At 43.4% G+C, this 15,114-nt stretch carries 13 protein-coding genes; 11 read left to right on the forward strand and 2 right to left on the reverse strand.

Features of this window, described 5'->3' with window-relative positions; all coding sequences use genetic code 11:
* Positions 1 to 130: 130 nt before the first annotated feature.
* On the forward strand, positions 131 to 1,405 hold the full coding sequence (locus L3V33_RS05910) for an amino acid deaminase (RefSeq protein WP_237289936.1): 1,275 nt from the start codon (positions 131 to 133) through the stop codon (positions 1,403 to 1,405).
* Between the two features lie 161 nt (positions 1,406 to 1,566).
* Positions 1,567 to 2,430, forward strand: a complete 864-nt coding sequence (locus L3V33_RS05915) for a MurR/RpiR family transcriptional regulator (RefSeq protein ID WP_017075657.1) — start codon at positions 1,567 to 1,569, stop codon at positions 2,428 to 2,430.
* Here the strand turns inward: L3V33_RS05915 and L3V33_RS05920 are convergent.
* On the reverse strand, positions 2,427 to 2,966 hold the full coding sequence (locus L3V33_RS05920) for a hydrolase (protein WP_146455196.1): 540 nt from the start codon (positions 2,964 to 2,966) through the stop codon (positions 2,427 to 2,429). The genes L3V33_RS05915 and L3V33_RS05920 overlap by 4 nt on opposite strands.
* Before the next feature lie 351 nt (positions 2,967 to 3,317).
* Here L3V33_RS05920 and L3V33_RS05925 point away from each other — a divergent pair, with 351 nt between their 5' ends.
* From L3V33_RS05925 to L3V33_RS05960, 8 genes are all read left to right on the forward strand, one after another.
* The gene (locus L3V33_RS05925) at positions 3,318 to 3,881 is read left to right on the forward strand and encodes a porin family protein (protein ID WP_146455198.1); all 564 of its coding nucleotides are present in this window, start codon (positions 3,318 to 3,320) and stop codon (positions 3,879 to 3,881) included.
* Positions 3,882 to 4,130: 249 nt separating this feature from the next.
* Positions 4,131 to 4,700 (forward strand): porin family protein, encoded by a 570-nt coding sequence (locus tag L3V33_RS05930; protein WP_237289946.1) that lies wholly within the window; start codon positions 4,131 to 4,133, stop codon positions 4,698 to 4,700.
* A gap of 305 nt (positions 4,701 to 5,005) precedes the next feature.
* Positions 5,006 to 6,628 carry a phosphoethanolamine--lipid A transferase gene (locus L3V33_RS05935; protein ID WP_237289956.1) on the forward strand — a complete coding sequence of 541 codons (1,623 nt, stop codon included), beginning with the start codon at positions 5,006 to 5,008 and terminating at the stop codon, positions 6,626 to 6,628.
* A 329-nt stretch (positions 6,629 to 6,957) separates the two neighbouring features.
* Entirely contained in the window at positions 6,958 to 7,893 is a 936-nt protein-coding gene (locus tag L3V33_RS05940; protein WP_054546020.1) for a CorA family divalent cation transporter, read from the forward strand.
* The gene (locus tag L3V33_RS05945) at positions 7,893 to 8,468 is read left to right on the forward strand and encodes a mechanosensitive ion channel family protein (protein WP_237289958.1); all 576 of its coding nucleotides are present in this window, start codon (positions 7,893 to 7,895) and stop codon (positions 8,466 to 8,468) included. Before L3V33_RS05940 ends, L3V33_RS05945 begins: the two co-directional genes overlap by 1 nt.
* 266 nt (positions 8,469 to 8,734) lie before the next feature.
* Positions 8,735 to 9,580, forward strand: a complete 846-nt coding sequence (locus L3V33_RS05950; RefSeq protein ID WP_237289965.1) for a GNAT family N-acetyltransferase — start codon at positions 8,735 to 8,737, stop codon at positions 9,578 to 9,580.
* A gap of 121 nt (positions 9,581 to 9,701) precedes the next feature.
* Positions 9,702 to 10,541: an AraC family transcriptional regulator gene (locus L3V33_RS05955; RefSeq protein ID WP_237289966.1), complete on the forward strand. Its 840-nt coding sequence runs from the start codon at positions 9,702 to 9,704 to the stop codon at positions 10,539 to 10,541.
* A 121-nt stretch (positions 10,542 to 10,662) separates the two neighbouring features.
* Positions 10,663 to 11,295, forward strand: a complete 633-nt coding sequence (locus L3V33_RS05960; protein WP_017091975.1) for an acetyltransferase — start codon at positions 10,663 to 10,665, stop codon at positions 11,293 to 11,295.
* A gap of 196 nt (positions 11,296 to 11,491) precedes the next feature.
* Here L3V33_RS05960 and L3V33_RS05965 read toward each other — a convergent pair whose 3' ends face one another.
* Positions 11,492 to 12,466 carry an arginine deiminase-related protein gene (locus tag L3V33_RS05965; protein WP_004732521.1) on the reverse strand — a complete coding sequence of 325 codons (975 nt, stop codon included), beginning with the start codon at positions 12,464 to 12,466 and terminating at the stop codon, positions 11,492 to 11,494.
* 665 nt (positions 12,467 to 13,131) lie between these two features.
* Between L3V33_RS05965 and L3V33_RS05970 the strand changes: the two genes are divergently transcribed.
* Complete coding sequence (locus L3V33_RS05970) at positions 13,132 to 14,982, forward strand: ABC transporter ATP-binding protein (protein ID WP_102450049.1); 1,851 nt, start codon at positions 13,132 to 13,134, stop codon at positions 14,980 to 14,982.
* Positions 14,983 to 15,114 lie beyond the last annotated feature (132 nt).

The following is a 15,114-nucleotide window of genomic DNA, read 5'->3' on the forward strand; positions in this document are numbered from 1 at the left end:
TCAGCCGATTATTTTCAGTGACAAAACACACATAATATTTTAATTTGTGTGATAGTTTCTACCACAAAACAGATTGTCGATATATTTAAACATTAAATAACAACAACTTAAATCATGTTAGGAATCAGCAATGAAACATAACTCGGCACAAAAAGATGTTATAAAGTATCAAAACAATAGTTTTGTCTTGACTGAAAAAGGCCAAAAAGGGAGAGCAATATCACAATCTGAGAACGGTATTTATCGACTGGTTGATGAAGATGTTTCACTTCCGGTTGCAGTTATCAAACAATCGGCATTGACCAATAACCTGAATTGGATGCAATCATTCGCTGATCATCATCAGGTTAAATTATCGCCACATGGCAAAACCTCCATGACTCCTGCTTTTTTCCGCCAACAACTAGAAAATGGCGCTTGGGGCATAACAGTAGCAACACCTGCACAGGCAGAAGTTGCCGCAATGGCGGGTGCGAAACGAATCATCATGGCCAACCAGTTGGTGGGTAGAACCAACATGGCGATCATCGAACAACTTATTCGCGAGTTTGATGTCGATTTCTATTGTTGTGTGGACTCATCGGTAAACGTGCAGCAACTTAACCAGTATTTCGCCAACACGAAACAGACACTAAAAGTACTGATCGAATTTGGTGTACCGGGTGGCCGTTGTGGTTGTCGTTCACCACAAGAAGTTCTAGAACTGGCTCAAACCATCCAAGACACACCAGCCCTTTCGCTAGCAGGTATTGAGGTGTACGAAGGTGTAATTCACGGTGACAATGCAGAACAAGACATTCGTACCTTCTTAAATCAGGCACTCACTTCGGTCGAAAGCCTTGCATCAGATGGCCTAATTGCAGGGCAACCTATTATCACTGGCGCTGGCTCTGCTTGGTATGATGTGGTGGCAGAATGCTTGGCGAACCTAACTGATTACTTGGCGATCATCCGCCCGGGCTGTTATGCCATTCACGACACAGGTATTTACCTAGACGCACAAAGCAAGGTGTTGCAACGCGCCCAAGTAAACCAAGGCTACGCGTGCGAATTGGGTGGTGATTTAGAATCGGCACTTGAGGTATGGGCGTATGTAATCTCTCGTCCAGAGCCGACCAAATTAGTGGTTGGGCTAGGCAAGCGTGATGTGGCCTTTGATGCAGGCTTACCAATTGCTGAGCGTGGCTATCGCAATGGCGAAGCTATCTCAGTGAAAGGCTTAACCTCTACTGCCGTGATGGATCAACATACCTTTGTTGAAACCGATGGTTCTTCTGAAATTGAAGTGGGCGACATGATTGCTTTCTCCACCTCACACCCGTGTTTAACCTTCGACAAATGGCGCTACATTGCTATCAGCGATGACGAACATCAGGTGACCAAATGGGTGGAAACCTGTTTCTAGGTCGATTTTTCAATAAGCTAGAATCAACGAAGCAATAAGATATACTAACGGGGCTAAGGCTTAGTTTTAAATAGATTAGTGCTAAATGGCTTGGTTCTTAAGAGCTAGGTTCTTAAAAACTAAGCAATACGATTAGCCCCATCAACAAAGGATCAGGATTCTTGAGTTTAGAAGTAGATATCATTTCACAGATAACAGAGCGTTTTCCTGTTCTTCGTGATGCAGAAAAGAAAGTCGCCAAGCTGATCATGGATGACATTAATTTTGCTGCCAATGCCAGTATCACAGAACTTGCTGAAGGTGCTCAAGTCAGTGAAGCCACCATCACACGCTTTGCTAAGGCGATCGGCTGCAATAACGTACGTGATATGAAGATTAAGTTGGCTCAGACACTAACCGTTGGCCAGCGCTTTATCCTCGAACCTGTTGACCAAACGGGTTATCAAGGTATCTACGAATCGATCAAGCAAAGCCTAGACATCAACCGCACTTTGTTCAAAGAGCAAGACGTTGAAACCGCAGTCAGCTGGCTGCATAACGCCAGGCAGATCATTGCTATCGGCATGGGTGGCGGCTCGACTATCGCCTCACAAGAACTGCAACACCGACTGTTCCGATTGGGCTACCCAGTGGTATCGTACAACGACGGCTTAATGTCACGCATGGTTGCCGCCACAGCCGATGCCAATGACGTGATGGTGATGATTTCCGCGACCGGTTTTACACCAGTGATCACTGAAACCGCAGAGCTAGCTAAGCAGTATGGACTTAAGATCATAGCGATTACCCCACAAGACACACCGTTGGCAAAGATTGCGGATATCTTGTTACCTATCAAACATATGGAAACCGACTTCATCTACAAACCATCGGCTTCTCGCTACGCAATGTTGGCGTTAGTGGATGTGCTTTCGATGGGAATCGCGGTCAATCATAAGAACCGATCGCGCGACAAACTGCGTCGCTTGAAGGTCGCGCTAGATTCCTACCGCGGCGGTGGCGACAGACAACCTCTCGGTGATTAGCGAATCAAGGACAAGATGGGCTTAAATTCTGGTGCTCGACAATCTTTCACTAGCTCGTATAAGCTCATTTCCAATCCTGTGATTTGGATACCAGCATCCGTTAATCGGCGGATTGCCAGATTCTTGTTGAGTGCCGTTCGCGAGCTAACACAGTCGCCAACTACCTGAACCTTGTACCCAAGTTCCAACAACCCCATTGCGGTTTGATAGACACAAATATGAGCCTCAATGCCACACACCAGCCAAGTTTTCACATCCTTGGCTTGAACCGCCTCAACAAACTTGGGCTCATCACACGCGTTGAAAGTGAATTTAGGTATCGGCTTTGCATCATTCAACAAGTCATTAAGTTCGTCGACTGTAGCACCTAGCTTCTCTGGATTCTGTTCCAAACGAATAATTGGCAGACCCAAAACCTGCGCTCCTTGAGCTAACTTTCCGCAATTAGCAATCAGCGTATCGCTCTCATCAACAAGGCGTGCGAGCTTGCCTTGTACGTCCACAACCACCAAACCTGTGTTTGCTCTGTTTAACATCCAACTCTCCTTGTTATCACTATAATCAACTCTCTGACCCTAACCAATAAATACTACAATACGATGTTAATCTCATTGGTTGTGCCTTATTTTTCAATAGGTTAGATAAATGCAATTCTACCCAGACCATAAAAAACATCGTTTTATTTAGCAAATTTAACTATTTGTCAATATATGAATTTTATTTATAAACGATATAACCAACAAAAACTCCGTTAATGCTTGAAAACTCTAGGAGTACATACAATCGCACTATCAATGAAAAGATAGGTTTCATTTGTGAGGGTTTTATAAATCAAAAATCAGCGATACCGTGATTTGCATCACAGGATGAATTAACAAGGTATCATCATGAAAAAATCAGCATTAGCACTCGGATTAATCGGTTTAGTTTCACTACCAACCTTTGCAGCAGGTATCGATGGTGGCGCATATGTAGGTGGCGGACTTAGTGTTTATCAAGGCTCAGACACTGATAGTGCTCCAAGCCTAGATTCTAGCGGCATGGGCTACAACTTATACGGCGGCTACCAATTCAATAGAATTGTCGGCGTAGAGTTAGGTTACAACGATTATGCAAACTACAAAAATAACTACGAAGATCTTTCGCCAACGTCTATCTCTGTATCGGCAAATCTCGGTTATACATTCGACAACACCATTCGCCCATTCGTATTAGCAGGTTTGAGTTCCGTAGACTTAAATGCAAGTAGTGGTTCAGGGTTTGATGATGACAGTGGTACTGGCTTCCACTTTGGTGTCGGTGTTGAATACTCTCCGATCGAACACTTAACACTTCGTGCTATTTCCCAAGCAGATGCGGTAAGTGTAGATAATACGATTGGTGGCAAGACTTACAGTAACGACACACTAGCGTTCAATAGTGTTAGCTTCGGTGGTTCATACGACTTCTAATGTGATTGAACCACATGGAATAAGCTAAACATACTCATTCACTTTGCTGTACCACCTTGCCTCAAAGGTAACTCAGTAAAGTGAATTTTTTTATCTATGTAACGATTCAACTTACAAAGCCATACAGTAATGAGCAAAAGACTCAGGGATAATTGTCAACAACGGTCGAGAGGCCAAAAACCAACAACGATTAAAAATCGACAGTGACCGACAATCACATTTGAAGACATGACAGAGTGAGTAACAAAGATGAACAAGATAACGAAATCAGCATTAGCACTGGGTTTAATCAGCGCAGTTTCTCTTCCAGCTTTAGCAGCAGGTACTGACGGCGGTGCTTACATTGGTGGCGGTCTTGGCATATACCAAGATTCTGATACCGATGGTCAAGGCAGTTTAGATTCAGACGGTATGGGCTACAACCTATATGGCGGCTACCAATTCAACCGCATCGTAGGTGTTGAACTGGGCTACAACGATTACGCAGACTACAAAAAAGGGACTACAAAACTGTCTCCGACATCTATTTCTTTATCGGCAAATCTTGGTTACACATTCGACAACACAATCCGCCCATTCGTCTTGGCTGGTTTAAGTTCTGTTGACTTGAACGCAAACAAGAGCGCTAGTTACGATGATGATAGCGGTACGGGTTTCCACTTTGGTGTTGGTGTTGAATACACGCCAATCGAACACCTAACGCTGCGCTTGATCTCGCAAGCAGACGCAGTAAGCGTGGAAAACGACTACGGTACGTACAAAAACGATAAGACACTAGCATTCAGCAGCATTAGCTTCGGTGGTTCATACAACTTCTAATGTGCTCCTAAAGACCACATTGTAGTAAATAACTCAAATTCACTTTGCTGTTCTACCTTGTCATGAAGGTCACTCAGTAAAGTGAATTTGCAGTAGCTTCTTTCTCATATCGATCTCCAAACATTCAATTCAGCATTAAACCTTTCTCATGACAATCAAAAAACTCTTAATCTAATACTTAATTACTTTATGAACTCGTATTAGAGCTTTCACAATAGCGAGACTAGACTCAGTGATGAAGAGTCAGAATTTAACTTGGCTAAGAGAAATAAACAAAACTAAGAGACGTAGGAATCAAAAAAACAATGAATCTACCACGCTTAAATATGTCGATAAACAAACTCCCTTTCGTGCTGGCTGTGTATTACCTGCTTGTCATTAACTTACCTATCTCACGCGAACTGTTCAATATTCTTTGTGCCTCACAAGCCGAAAGCATTGGGTTTATCATCTCGATCCCATTTTTCTTTCTCGCCGCATTCAACTTTATCTTTCAAGTATTCAACTGGCCTATATTCGCCAAAGCTTTTTTTATCTTGTTACTACTTACTTCTTCTTTAGTCAGCTACAGCATGTTCAACTACGGCATTTTTGTAGACTATGGAATGATAGAAAACGTCTTCGAAACCAACAGCGGAGAAGCCGCTAGCTACCTAAGCAGCTATTCTATTTTATGGTTTGTCTTGATGGGTGGAGTCCCGTCACTGCTTCTTTTGTTTACAAACCTTGAAAGAGAATCTTGGAAAGATTTTGCGATTTGGAAGTCGATAGGGCTGCTGTCTTCTTTGATCCTCATTGCCATCATTGCAGGGTTGTTTTACAAAGATTACGCATCGATTGGTCGTAATAACTCTCATCTTAAAAAGATGATCATTCCGACCGAATACGTCGCTTCAACCGCAAAATACATCAACAATACTTACATCAAAGAACCGATTCCTTACCAAGAAATCGGCTTAGATGCGCAGCTAAAACCAGAAGCTAAACAAGCTGAAAAACCAACCTTATTGGTGTTTGTTCTTGGTGAAACAGCACGTGTATATAACTACCAATATTATGGCTATGAGAAAGAAACCAATGCTCATACCAAACCCTATAACCCGATCTTTTTCTCTGATGTCCAGTCATGCGGAACAGCCACTGCGGTTTCTGTGCCATGTATGTTTTCTAACATGAACCGAAGCAACTACGATCGCGACAAAGCCTACAACCAAGATAACGTGGTCGACATTATGAATCGCGCGGGCATTCACTCTATCTGGCGAGAGCACGATGGTGGAGACAAGGCGGTCGCACACCGAATCAAAGAGATGACACTGGTTGCCAAAGACAGCGACCCTTTGTGTAATAAAGAAGTGTGCTATGACACAGCCATGCTAGAGAACTTCGAACAAGATACTCAAGATCTTAAACAAGATAGCATCATTTTCTATCATATCTCCGGATCTCACGGCCCAACTTACTTTGAGCGATACCCAGAAGATCATAAGAAGTTTGTGCCAGACTGCCCACGTTCTGATATCGAAAACTGCACCAAAGAGCAAGTGGTCAACACCTACGACAACACCATCTTGTACACAGATTTCTTTCTATCACAGGCTATTCAGAAGCTAGAGAAACTCACCGATAAGTACAATGTCGCGCTGATGTACATTTCCGATCACGGAGAATCATTGGGAGAAAATGGCATCTACTTACACGGCATGCCTTATTCATTGGCACCGAAAGAGCAAACCCATGTGCCTATGATCATGTGGATGTCTGATGGTTTCGCCGAGCAGAAAGGGATAAACCAAACCTGCTTAAGAAAGGCAGGCAAAGAACAGAGCTTCTCCCAAGACAACCTGTTCGACTCTTTACTCGGCCTAATGGATGTACAAACCAAAGAATACCGAGAGAACCAAGATATTTTTGCTTCGTGTCGGTAGTGTTTTTGCTTATGTAAATCATCGGAAAACTCGAGTTGCCTGAGCAAGCTCTCCTCAACTTCCCCGAAAAAGAAAAGACCTCGGTCTTTTCTTTTTTTTTCGTCGCTAACATGGATCCAGAGTGTTAATTTATAACGACGAAACAATGAGCTACATTTAATAGAGACAATAATGGAACAGTCCGTCGTGCTCCAAAGACCAACCTGTCTTATTAGACTTTATCTCACTCACATCGCTCATTGAACTTACCACGATTAAGCTCAGTTCAATACGGCACCTGAATGGCGCCGCAATATCAATGTTTACGTCATATCATTAAGGACAAATGAATGGACGCTTTCATAATTTCAAGCTGGCAATTTTCTGAGGGTGTGGCACATGAACACACCACCAGCCCAGCCTCATTCGAGCAATCAACTTGGTATCACTGCCAAAGAGATGCTGACGGTTTGAGAGAATGGCTCCACAGTAATACGGTTCCAAATGCCATAATCGATTCATTACTCACCGATGACACCCGCCCTCGATTTGAACAATTTGGCCACGACTGTTTTTTGATGATTCTGCGAGGCATTAATCTAAACGAAGGTGCTAACCCTGACGACATGCTTAGCCTACGCATCTTATGGTACAAAGGCACTTTAATATCGACACGCAAAGTTCCTTCAAAAGCGGTCAGTAATCTGATATCCGATCTCAAACAAAACCAAGGCCCGACATCATTACCTGATGTATTACTGGGCATGATACGTGGAATCAACCACAGCATTTCAACCTTCCTAGTACCCGTCGAACTCTTGATTGACGAGTTAGAATCTACATCCAATATCGACATAAGATCGATTAACGCTCTGCATTCAAGGCTACTTAGACTAAGGCGCTATTTGAAGCCACAGAAATACGTTTTTGAGGACTTAATGAGTGACCTGCCTGCACCATTGAGTAAGCACAACAGTCATATAAAAAACAGCCTTGATACCATCCTGAGAATTAATGAGTCTGTTGAGTTTTACATCGAACAAATTAATGTATTTTTAGCGAGCCTAAGTCAGCAACAAGCTGAAAAAATGAATAGAAATACGTACCTATTTTCTATCATTGCGGGTATTTTCCTCCCTGCTGGGTTTTTCACCGGTTTGCTGGGTGTCAATATTGCAGGAATACCCGGAACAGATAACCCAATAGCATTCCCACTATTTTGCATTGGGCTGCTCGTGGTCATAGCGGCAGAGGTCATTATTTTGAAAAAATTGAGGTTTATTTAATGGTTGAGTTTTTGCAATCCAATATGTGGCTTAAACAAGTGGGTTTAGGTTTACTTCTTATCACTGTGTATTGGGTGATAAAACGCTTGGGGAAAAACTGGATAGAAACATTAGCTGAAAATAAGCGCGTCGAATTGAAGCGAAAGCAGTTCGTGATTAAGTGTTTCAATATCGTTCTATTTCTACTCTTCATCGCTGTGTTTACGATTGTTCTTAACTTGGGCTTTGGTGATATTTCGCTGTTCTTGTCATCCATATTCGCGGTGTTGGGTGTCGCTTTATTCGCGCAATGGTCGATTCTAAGTAACCTCACAGCCAGCGTACTAATATTTTTCGTATTCCCTTATCGCATTGGTGACAGAGTAAGAGTCGCGGAGAAAGACGAAGACATCAGCGGTGTGATCATCGATATCACCATGTTCCACGTTATTCTTCGACACAGTTCGGGCAACATCATCACCTACCCTAATAACCTGATCCTACAAAAAGGCGTGATAAAGGTATTAGTTGAACCTGAGTTAAACAGTGAAACTGTCGATACAAAACTCATCAAAGCTGAAGACTCAGGAAAGTAATGCGCCCTATTCAGCGTCCCAATCAATAAGTTCAGCAGAGGGCAAAATATCTTGCCCTCTTTCAATTAACATCAGCTCTTCTGTTAACACCCACACACCTTTCAAAACTGTCGTTTTTATTCAATACCTGCCTCAAGCAGTCGCCTACAATTGCTGTCATTGAAACGTGGTTCAGCTAATCAGTTTATCTCATCGTCAATTGACGTACCTGAGAACCAGACCGCAGCCACGCACTCTACCGAATCGAAACAACAGGAATTCAAGCGATGTTAGACATCCAAAAAATCTCCGCACTGAGTGACTTAAACGAACTTAAAACCGCTTACTTTACTGAAGCAACAGCGCCACTCGATGGTATGTGGCACTTTGGTTTTGTTCCTATGTCTGATCATTATGGCTTTTACGAAAACAACTCACTTGTGGGCTACTGTGCGGTCAATGGTGAAGGCTACTTGCTTCAGTTTTTCCTAGCACCAACAGCAAACCACAGTATTGAAGATCTATTCGCCCTAATCGTAGAGAACAACAGCTCTGTGATTGGTAAGGTGAAAGGCGCATTCGTGAGCACCGCTGAACCACAATATTTATCACTGTGTGTCGACAACACAGAGTCATTTAAAGTGAATGCGATGATGTACCGCCAAAACTCTCAAGCCAACTCTGATTGTGATTCAGGCCGAATTGAAGAGATAGAGATGAACCTCGCGACGGAAGAACAACTCGATCAGTTAGTTGAATTTACTTCAACAACAATCGGCGCGCCAAAAGAGTGGCTCACCGATTACTACGGTAATTTGATTGCCCGCCAAGAGCTATGGGGCTACTGGGAGAGTGACGACATTCTCGCTACTGGAGAGTGCCGTAAGTTCGATGAGCATCAAACACAGTTTGCCGACCTAGGTATGATTGTCGCACAAGAAGAACGCGGTAAAGGCTTAGCAACGCGTGTTATTCACTTTCTAAAGCAACAGGCTAATAGCCAAGGGGTAGAAGCTATGTGCTCTACGGAAAGCAGTAATATTGGCGCACAAAAGGCCATCAAACGCGCTGGGTTATCATCAAAGCATCGTATCTTGCAGTTTGATTTTAGCGAATTAAAGGAAACTGATTAGCCTTGATTCGGATTAACAAACATCAAGACTAAGTTCTAACAATTGATACTGATAAAAACTGTCACCTCCAACGATATCCACATATAGTTGGAGGTGACAATCATCTGAAATAGAAGGTCTAATGATCAATTGGTTACAGTCTCCAAAATCCCCTGTAGTTGCTCAGTTCATTGATTGCTACTGGCTGATTGAAAAAACGCCCGACGCTCAAACTCATCAATTTCCGATACTCAATCCCGATCCATCGGCACACCTGATCTTATCGCCAAGCGAGCAGGTATATCACTACACGATTGAGCAACAGGTCGATCAAGGCGTTGGCAGCCATCTGCTGTTACCACACCATAAAGCCATCGAATTGGATCACTCGAAGCCCTTTGTTCACTTGGGCATTAAATTCCATGTCGGAGCCTTGTATTCATTGGCTCTCCCAGAGAGTCCTCACCCTAGCTTGGACAGGGTTAGTCCAGTCAATCTCGCAGGTTTACTAAACAACCCAAACGCCGATGCAACGCTACTGATCAAACTCGCTCAAACTGATGTTGAGGCCTGCTGTCAGCAGTTAGATGATTTTCTACTTCCTTGGATATTGACAGGTAAGACGGATAGGCACAGCGAACTGACACGTAAGGTGTTGGGTGTGCTTGGTTCGACACCGATTGCAGAGCTTGGCGACAAGCTGTTTTGCTCGCAAAGAACACTGGAAAGAAGCTTCAACAAGGTAACTGGGCTGACATTAAAACAGTGCCAATCGATGAACAAACTCGAAGCGATGTTGGAATATTTGTATAAGCGAAATTTGGATGACATCGACTGGATGGACGTTGCCTTTCAATTTGGGTTTAGCGACCAACCGCACCTGATTCGTTACCTAAAGAAAACCATCGGTCTAACACCCAATACTTACGCTAAACAAGGCGGTTTAACTATTGATGTTTATGGTGGAGTGAGATCGGACTAACCTACCCTTTACCTTTACCCATCAAGCACTCTCTGCCTTTTGTGTCCCATTAGTAGCAAGTTTTATTGAGTTTAGATTTGCGACTAAATATACTGGGGACATCATCAGACGGAGGACAGAAATGAATAATAAAAACAAACATATAGTTTTAATTCATGGTCTATATATGCCTGCGTTGATCATGCAATATCTGGATAGAAACTTTAAAAAACGCGGCTTTACAACGCACAAATTTGCCTACAACTCGCTGCGCTTCCCTTCGGCCGCCAAACGCCTCAATCGCTTCGTGAATGCTCGCTTTAATGAATACGATGAAGTCTACTTCTTTGGTCACTCACTGGGTGGCTTGCTGATTCGCCACTACTTTAAGTTCTACCAACCCGACTTTGCAGACACCTGCATTATTACCGCAGGCACTCCGCACAATGGGGCAACCATCGCCAAAACGCTTTCGAATCATGGTCTTGGATTTATATTTGGTTCGAGCAAAATGATCTTAAGTGATGGCTTGGGTGATTACGATATTGATGTGCCGATTGGCGTGATTACAGGCACTTACGACGCCGGAGTTGGACGTATTGTACTGGGAAAAAATCCGGGGGATGGCACGGTAACACTCGAAGACGCAAACCTGCGAGGGGCAACGGATACTTACGCTCTCAAACTCAACCACACGGCGCTTGTCTACTCTAAGGAAGTCGTGGCACTGTCGGCTCAGTTTATCGAACACAGAGCTTTTAAGGACGCTTCATAGCTTTTGCGTTAGCTGTTTTCCGTTAACTTTTGTGCGCGTTAGCTCGTGTATCTAGCTCTGGTTCTCTTATTGCTGTTTTCTTACTTCTGGTAGACCGATACAAAGATAGATAAAAACAAAAATACCACTCTGCGATGAGAGTGGTATTCAAAAATTCAATGCTGGAAGTGAGTGCTTGTTATACTTTCTATACTTATTACAGACGATTCACTCGCGTTGGTAGGAACACCTCACCCAACATGCATCGCACCGAACCACCACCAATGTCTTCAATCGTTTTCACGTTAAATGGCAGCAGTTTTCCGTGTGTCGAAAGCTGAGCTAACTGAGCTGGAGAAAATGCATCGTAAGCCGACTGAGACATCGCGATTACCTTATCGCCATTCACGGTTTCCAATTGCAGAATGTTGCCGCAGAATCGGTTCATCTGATCGATCGAGATCGAGATAACTTGCTTGTCTTTGGCAAGAGATTTCACCACAAAGCGGCGTTCAAACTCAGGAATCACTTCATCACAGATCACGCAGAAGTTATCACCAATCGCCATCATCACATTGGTGTGATAAATCGGCTGACCAGACGGTAATGCCGTTTGGAACGAAACCACGCGAGAATAACCAATACGCTTCGCATAATCTTCTAATACTTCACGGTCGCAACGCTGAGAAAGCGCCGCATAGATCGTCTTATTGATGTGATCGATAACCATCACACCGGTGCTCTCTAGATAAGAACCTTGAGCAACGTACGACTCCATAGACTCACTGTGGTTAACAATGCGACCAGACGCTTCCAACACTTCAATAAGAGCAGTAGGCTTAACTTCATGCTGACGGTTTTCACAGGCCATAGGGAAAGTGAATAAACTTCCATCACTACAAGTACTGAACCAGTTGTTTGGGAACACTGCGTCAGGGGTTTCGACACCCAATTCTGGGTAATCAAACTCTACAACTTGCACACCTTCTTTACGCAACGAAGCCACCATAGCCTTAAATTCGGCCATCGTTTCTAGCTTCACCTCAGCTTCGGTCAGATTGACTCTGTGCTGAAACTCATTATCACGTGCTGTTTCTTCGTTAAATCGAAACTCTTTTGGCGGAACCATAACAACGCAATTGGCGTTTTGAACATTAGTAATATGAAGTGATTTTTTGTGTAGGTTTAACATCTCAACCGTCCCTATCTTTTATTTACCTCAGAATTGTAAACAACTTGTTACGACAAGATTCACTGAAAATAATAATGATTTGAATATTTATCCCAAACAATCACTGCAGATCTTAGATTAATCGGTAATTTTTACTGCAAGATAACAGCACATCAGAAAGAACCAACTGTATGCATATTCGTTAAGTCGCTTTATGGATAAATATTCCGATTTCATTTTCTCGCTCACCACGAGTTTTGGTTACAATTCAATCCATTTAACGTTAGGATTATCACCGTTGCATAACCATCAATTACGTTTGAAATAAGCTTAACTTTTCCTGTCTAATTCAATCTAAAATAAGCGTCATGAAAGACACTCTTTGGATCTTTCCTTCGTCACTTAAACAAAGTAATTAACGTTAAAGCTAAGCATTAACGTTGAAACTAAGCATTTAACGTTAAAACCAAGTGATTAAAGCTAAGTAATTAAAGCTAAGCGCTTAAACCAAGTACTTAGATAAGAGCTAGAACAACACCCATCGAATGACTCAATGCCTATAAGAACCCATGGGCGCTTATATAATTTCAAACTAAGACGGTAAAATTTCAAATCAAGACTATAAAAACAAAGCTGCACCAACGATGCAGTCGCTTATAGATGCACTAGTTTATAAAGGGAAATCTATGTACAAGAAATTTGAAGGCTTTACTGAAGCCTTTCCAAAGGGAGAGCCGATACAACCTCCTACTGGAATACTGGCATTCTGCCGCCATTACACTCGAGGTTTCGAAAAGCCGTTGATCTTGCTCGGGTTGATGAGCATGACCATCGCGATCATCGAAGTCGCGCTATTCGGTTACATGGGACAACTGGTTGACTGGCTATCAACAAGCAATCCCGAAACCTTCCTTGCTGATAATAAATCAACACTGATGGGGCTCGGCGTTCTACTGTTGGTCGTGATGCCAATCTTGATCAGCGTCTACTCGCTATTGCTTCACCAAACTTTGCTAGGCAACTACCCAATGTCGATTCGTTGGTTAGCGCACCGCTACCTTTTGAAGCAAAGCTTGTCGTTCTATCAAGATGACTTTGCCGGACGTGTCGCCACCAAGGTGATGCAAACCTCGCTCGCAGTACGTGAAACCGTGACCAAAATGGTCGATGTATTCGTCTATGTAACGGTCTACTTTACGGCAATGTTATTCATACTCGCAGAATCAGATTGGCGCTTGATGGCTCCGATGCTGGTTTGGTTGTTCATTTACGTCAGCATTCAGCTGCACTTCGTACCGAAACTCAAAGATGTGTCTTCTGAGCAAGCCGATGCTCGCTCGTTGATGACGGGTCGTATTGTGGATAGCTACACCAACATCGCAACGGTCAAACTGTTCTCACACAGCAAAAGAGAAACAGAATACGCCGAAGAAGGCATGGAAGGCTTCTTAGATACCGTCCATCGCCAAATGCGCTTAGTGACCGGCTTCAACATCTGCGTTGAGTTCGCTAACTACTTGTTGGTGTTCAGTATTGCCGGCATCTCTATCTACTTATGGCTAGACAACGCGATCACCGTGGGTGCAATTGCCATCGCAGTCAGCTTGGCTTTGCGTATTAACGGTATGTCGAAATGGATCATGTGGGAAATTGGTGGCTTGTTTGAAAACCTAGGCACCGTGATTGATGGTATTAAAACGCTGTCTAAGCCCATCGCTATTGAAGACAAAAAAGACGCTAAGCCTTTGGATGTGCCACAAGGTGGCATCAACTTCGATAACGTGAGCTTTAACTACGGCGAGAATAAGGGTGTGATTAACAACCTAAACCTCAACATCAAACCGGGTGAAAAAGTCGGCTTGGTTGGCCGTTCAGGTGCAGGTAAATCAACCTTAGTTAACTTGCTACTGCGTTTCCACGATGTAGAAAATGGCCGCATCCTGATTGATGACCAAGTGATCTCAGATGTCACGCAAGACTCACTGCGCAGCAACATTGGCATGGTGACTCAAGACACCTCATTGCTTCATCGTTCAATCAAAGAGAACATCCTTTACGGTCGACCTGACGCGACAGATGAAGAGGTGTATGCCGCAACCAAACAAGCGCACGCGCACGAGTTCATTGAAACGCTCACCGACCCGTTTGGTAACATTGGTTACGATGCTCAAGTTGGTGAGAGAGGCGTTAAGCTTTCGGGTGGTCAGCGTCAACGTGTTGCTATCTCACGCGTACTTCTGAAGAATGCACCGCTGTTGGTTCTGGATGAAGCAACATCAGCACTTGATTCAGAAGTAGAAGCCGCAATTCAAGAGAGCTTGATTGAGCTTATGGAAGGCAAGACCGTGATTGCAATTGCACACCGTTTATCGACGATTGCAGCAATGGATCGCTTAATCGTACTCGATCAAGGCAATATCGTTGAAGAAGGCACTCACCAAGAGCTGATTACACAAAATGGTATCTACGCTCAATTGTGGAATCACCAGACCGGAGGCTTCATTGCCGATAATCTTGACCAAGCGTCGAGTGCTTGATTTATGTGCTACTTTAAAAGTGCGGTGTAATTCACACCAATTTGTTAACTAATGGTAAATTACACGTGGCAGAATGTTATGTCGTAATTATATAATGACATTAACACCAAAGACGCCTCGCTTGCGCGTTCT

Origin of the sequence: Vibrio sp. A2-1 (genome assembly GCF_021728355.1) — a bacterium.
GTDB classification, from domain to species: Bacteria; Pseudomonadota; Gammaproteobacteria; order Enterobacterales; family Vibrionaceae; genus Vibrio; species Vibrio splendidus_K.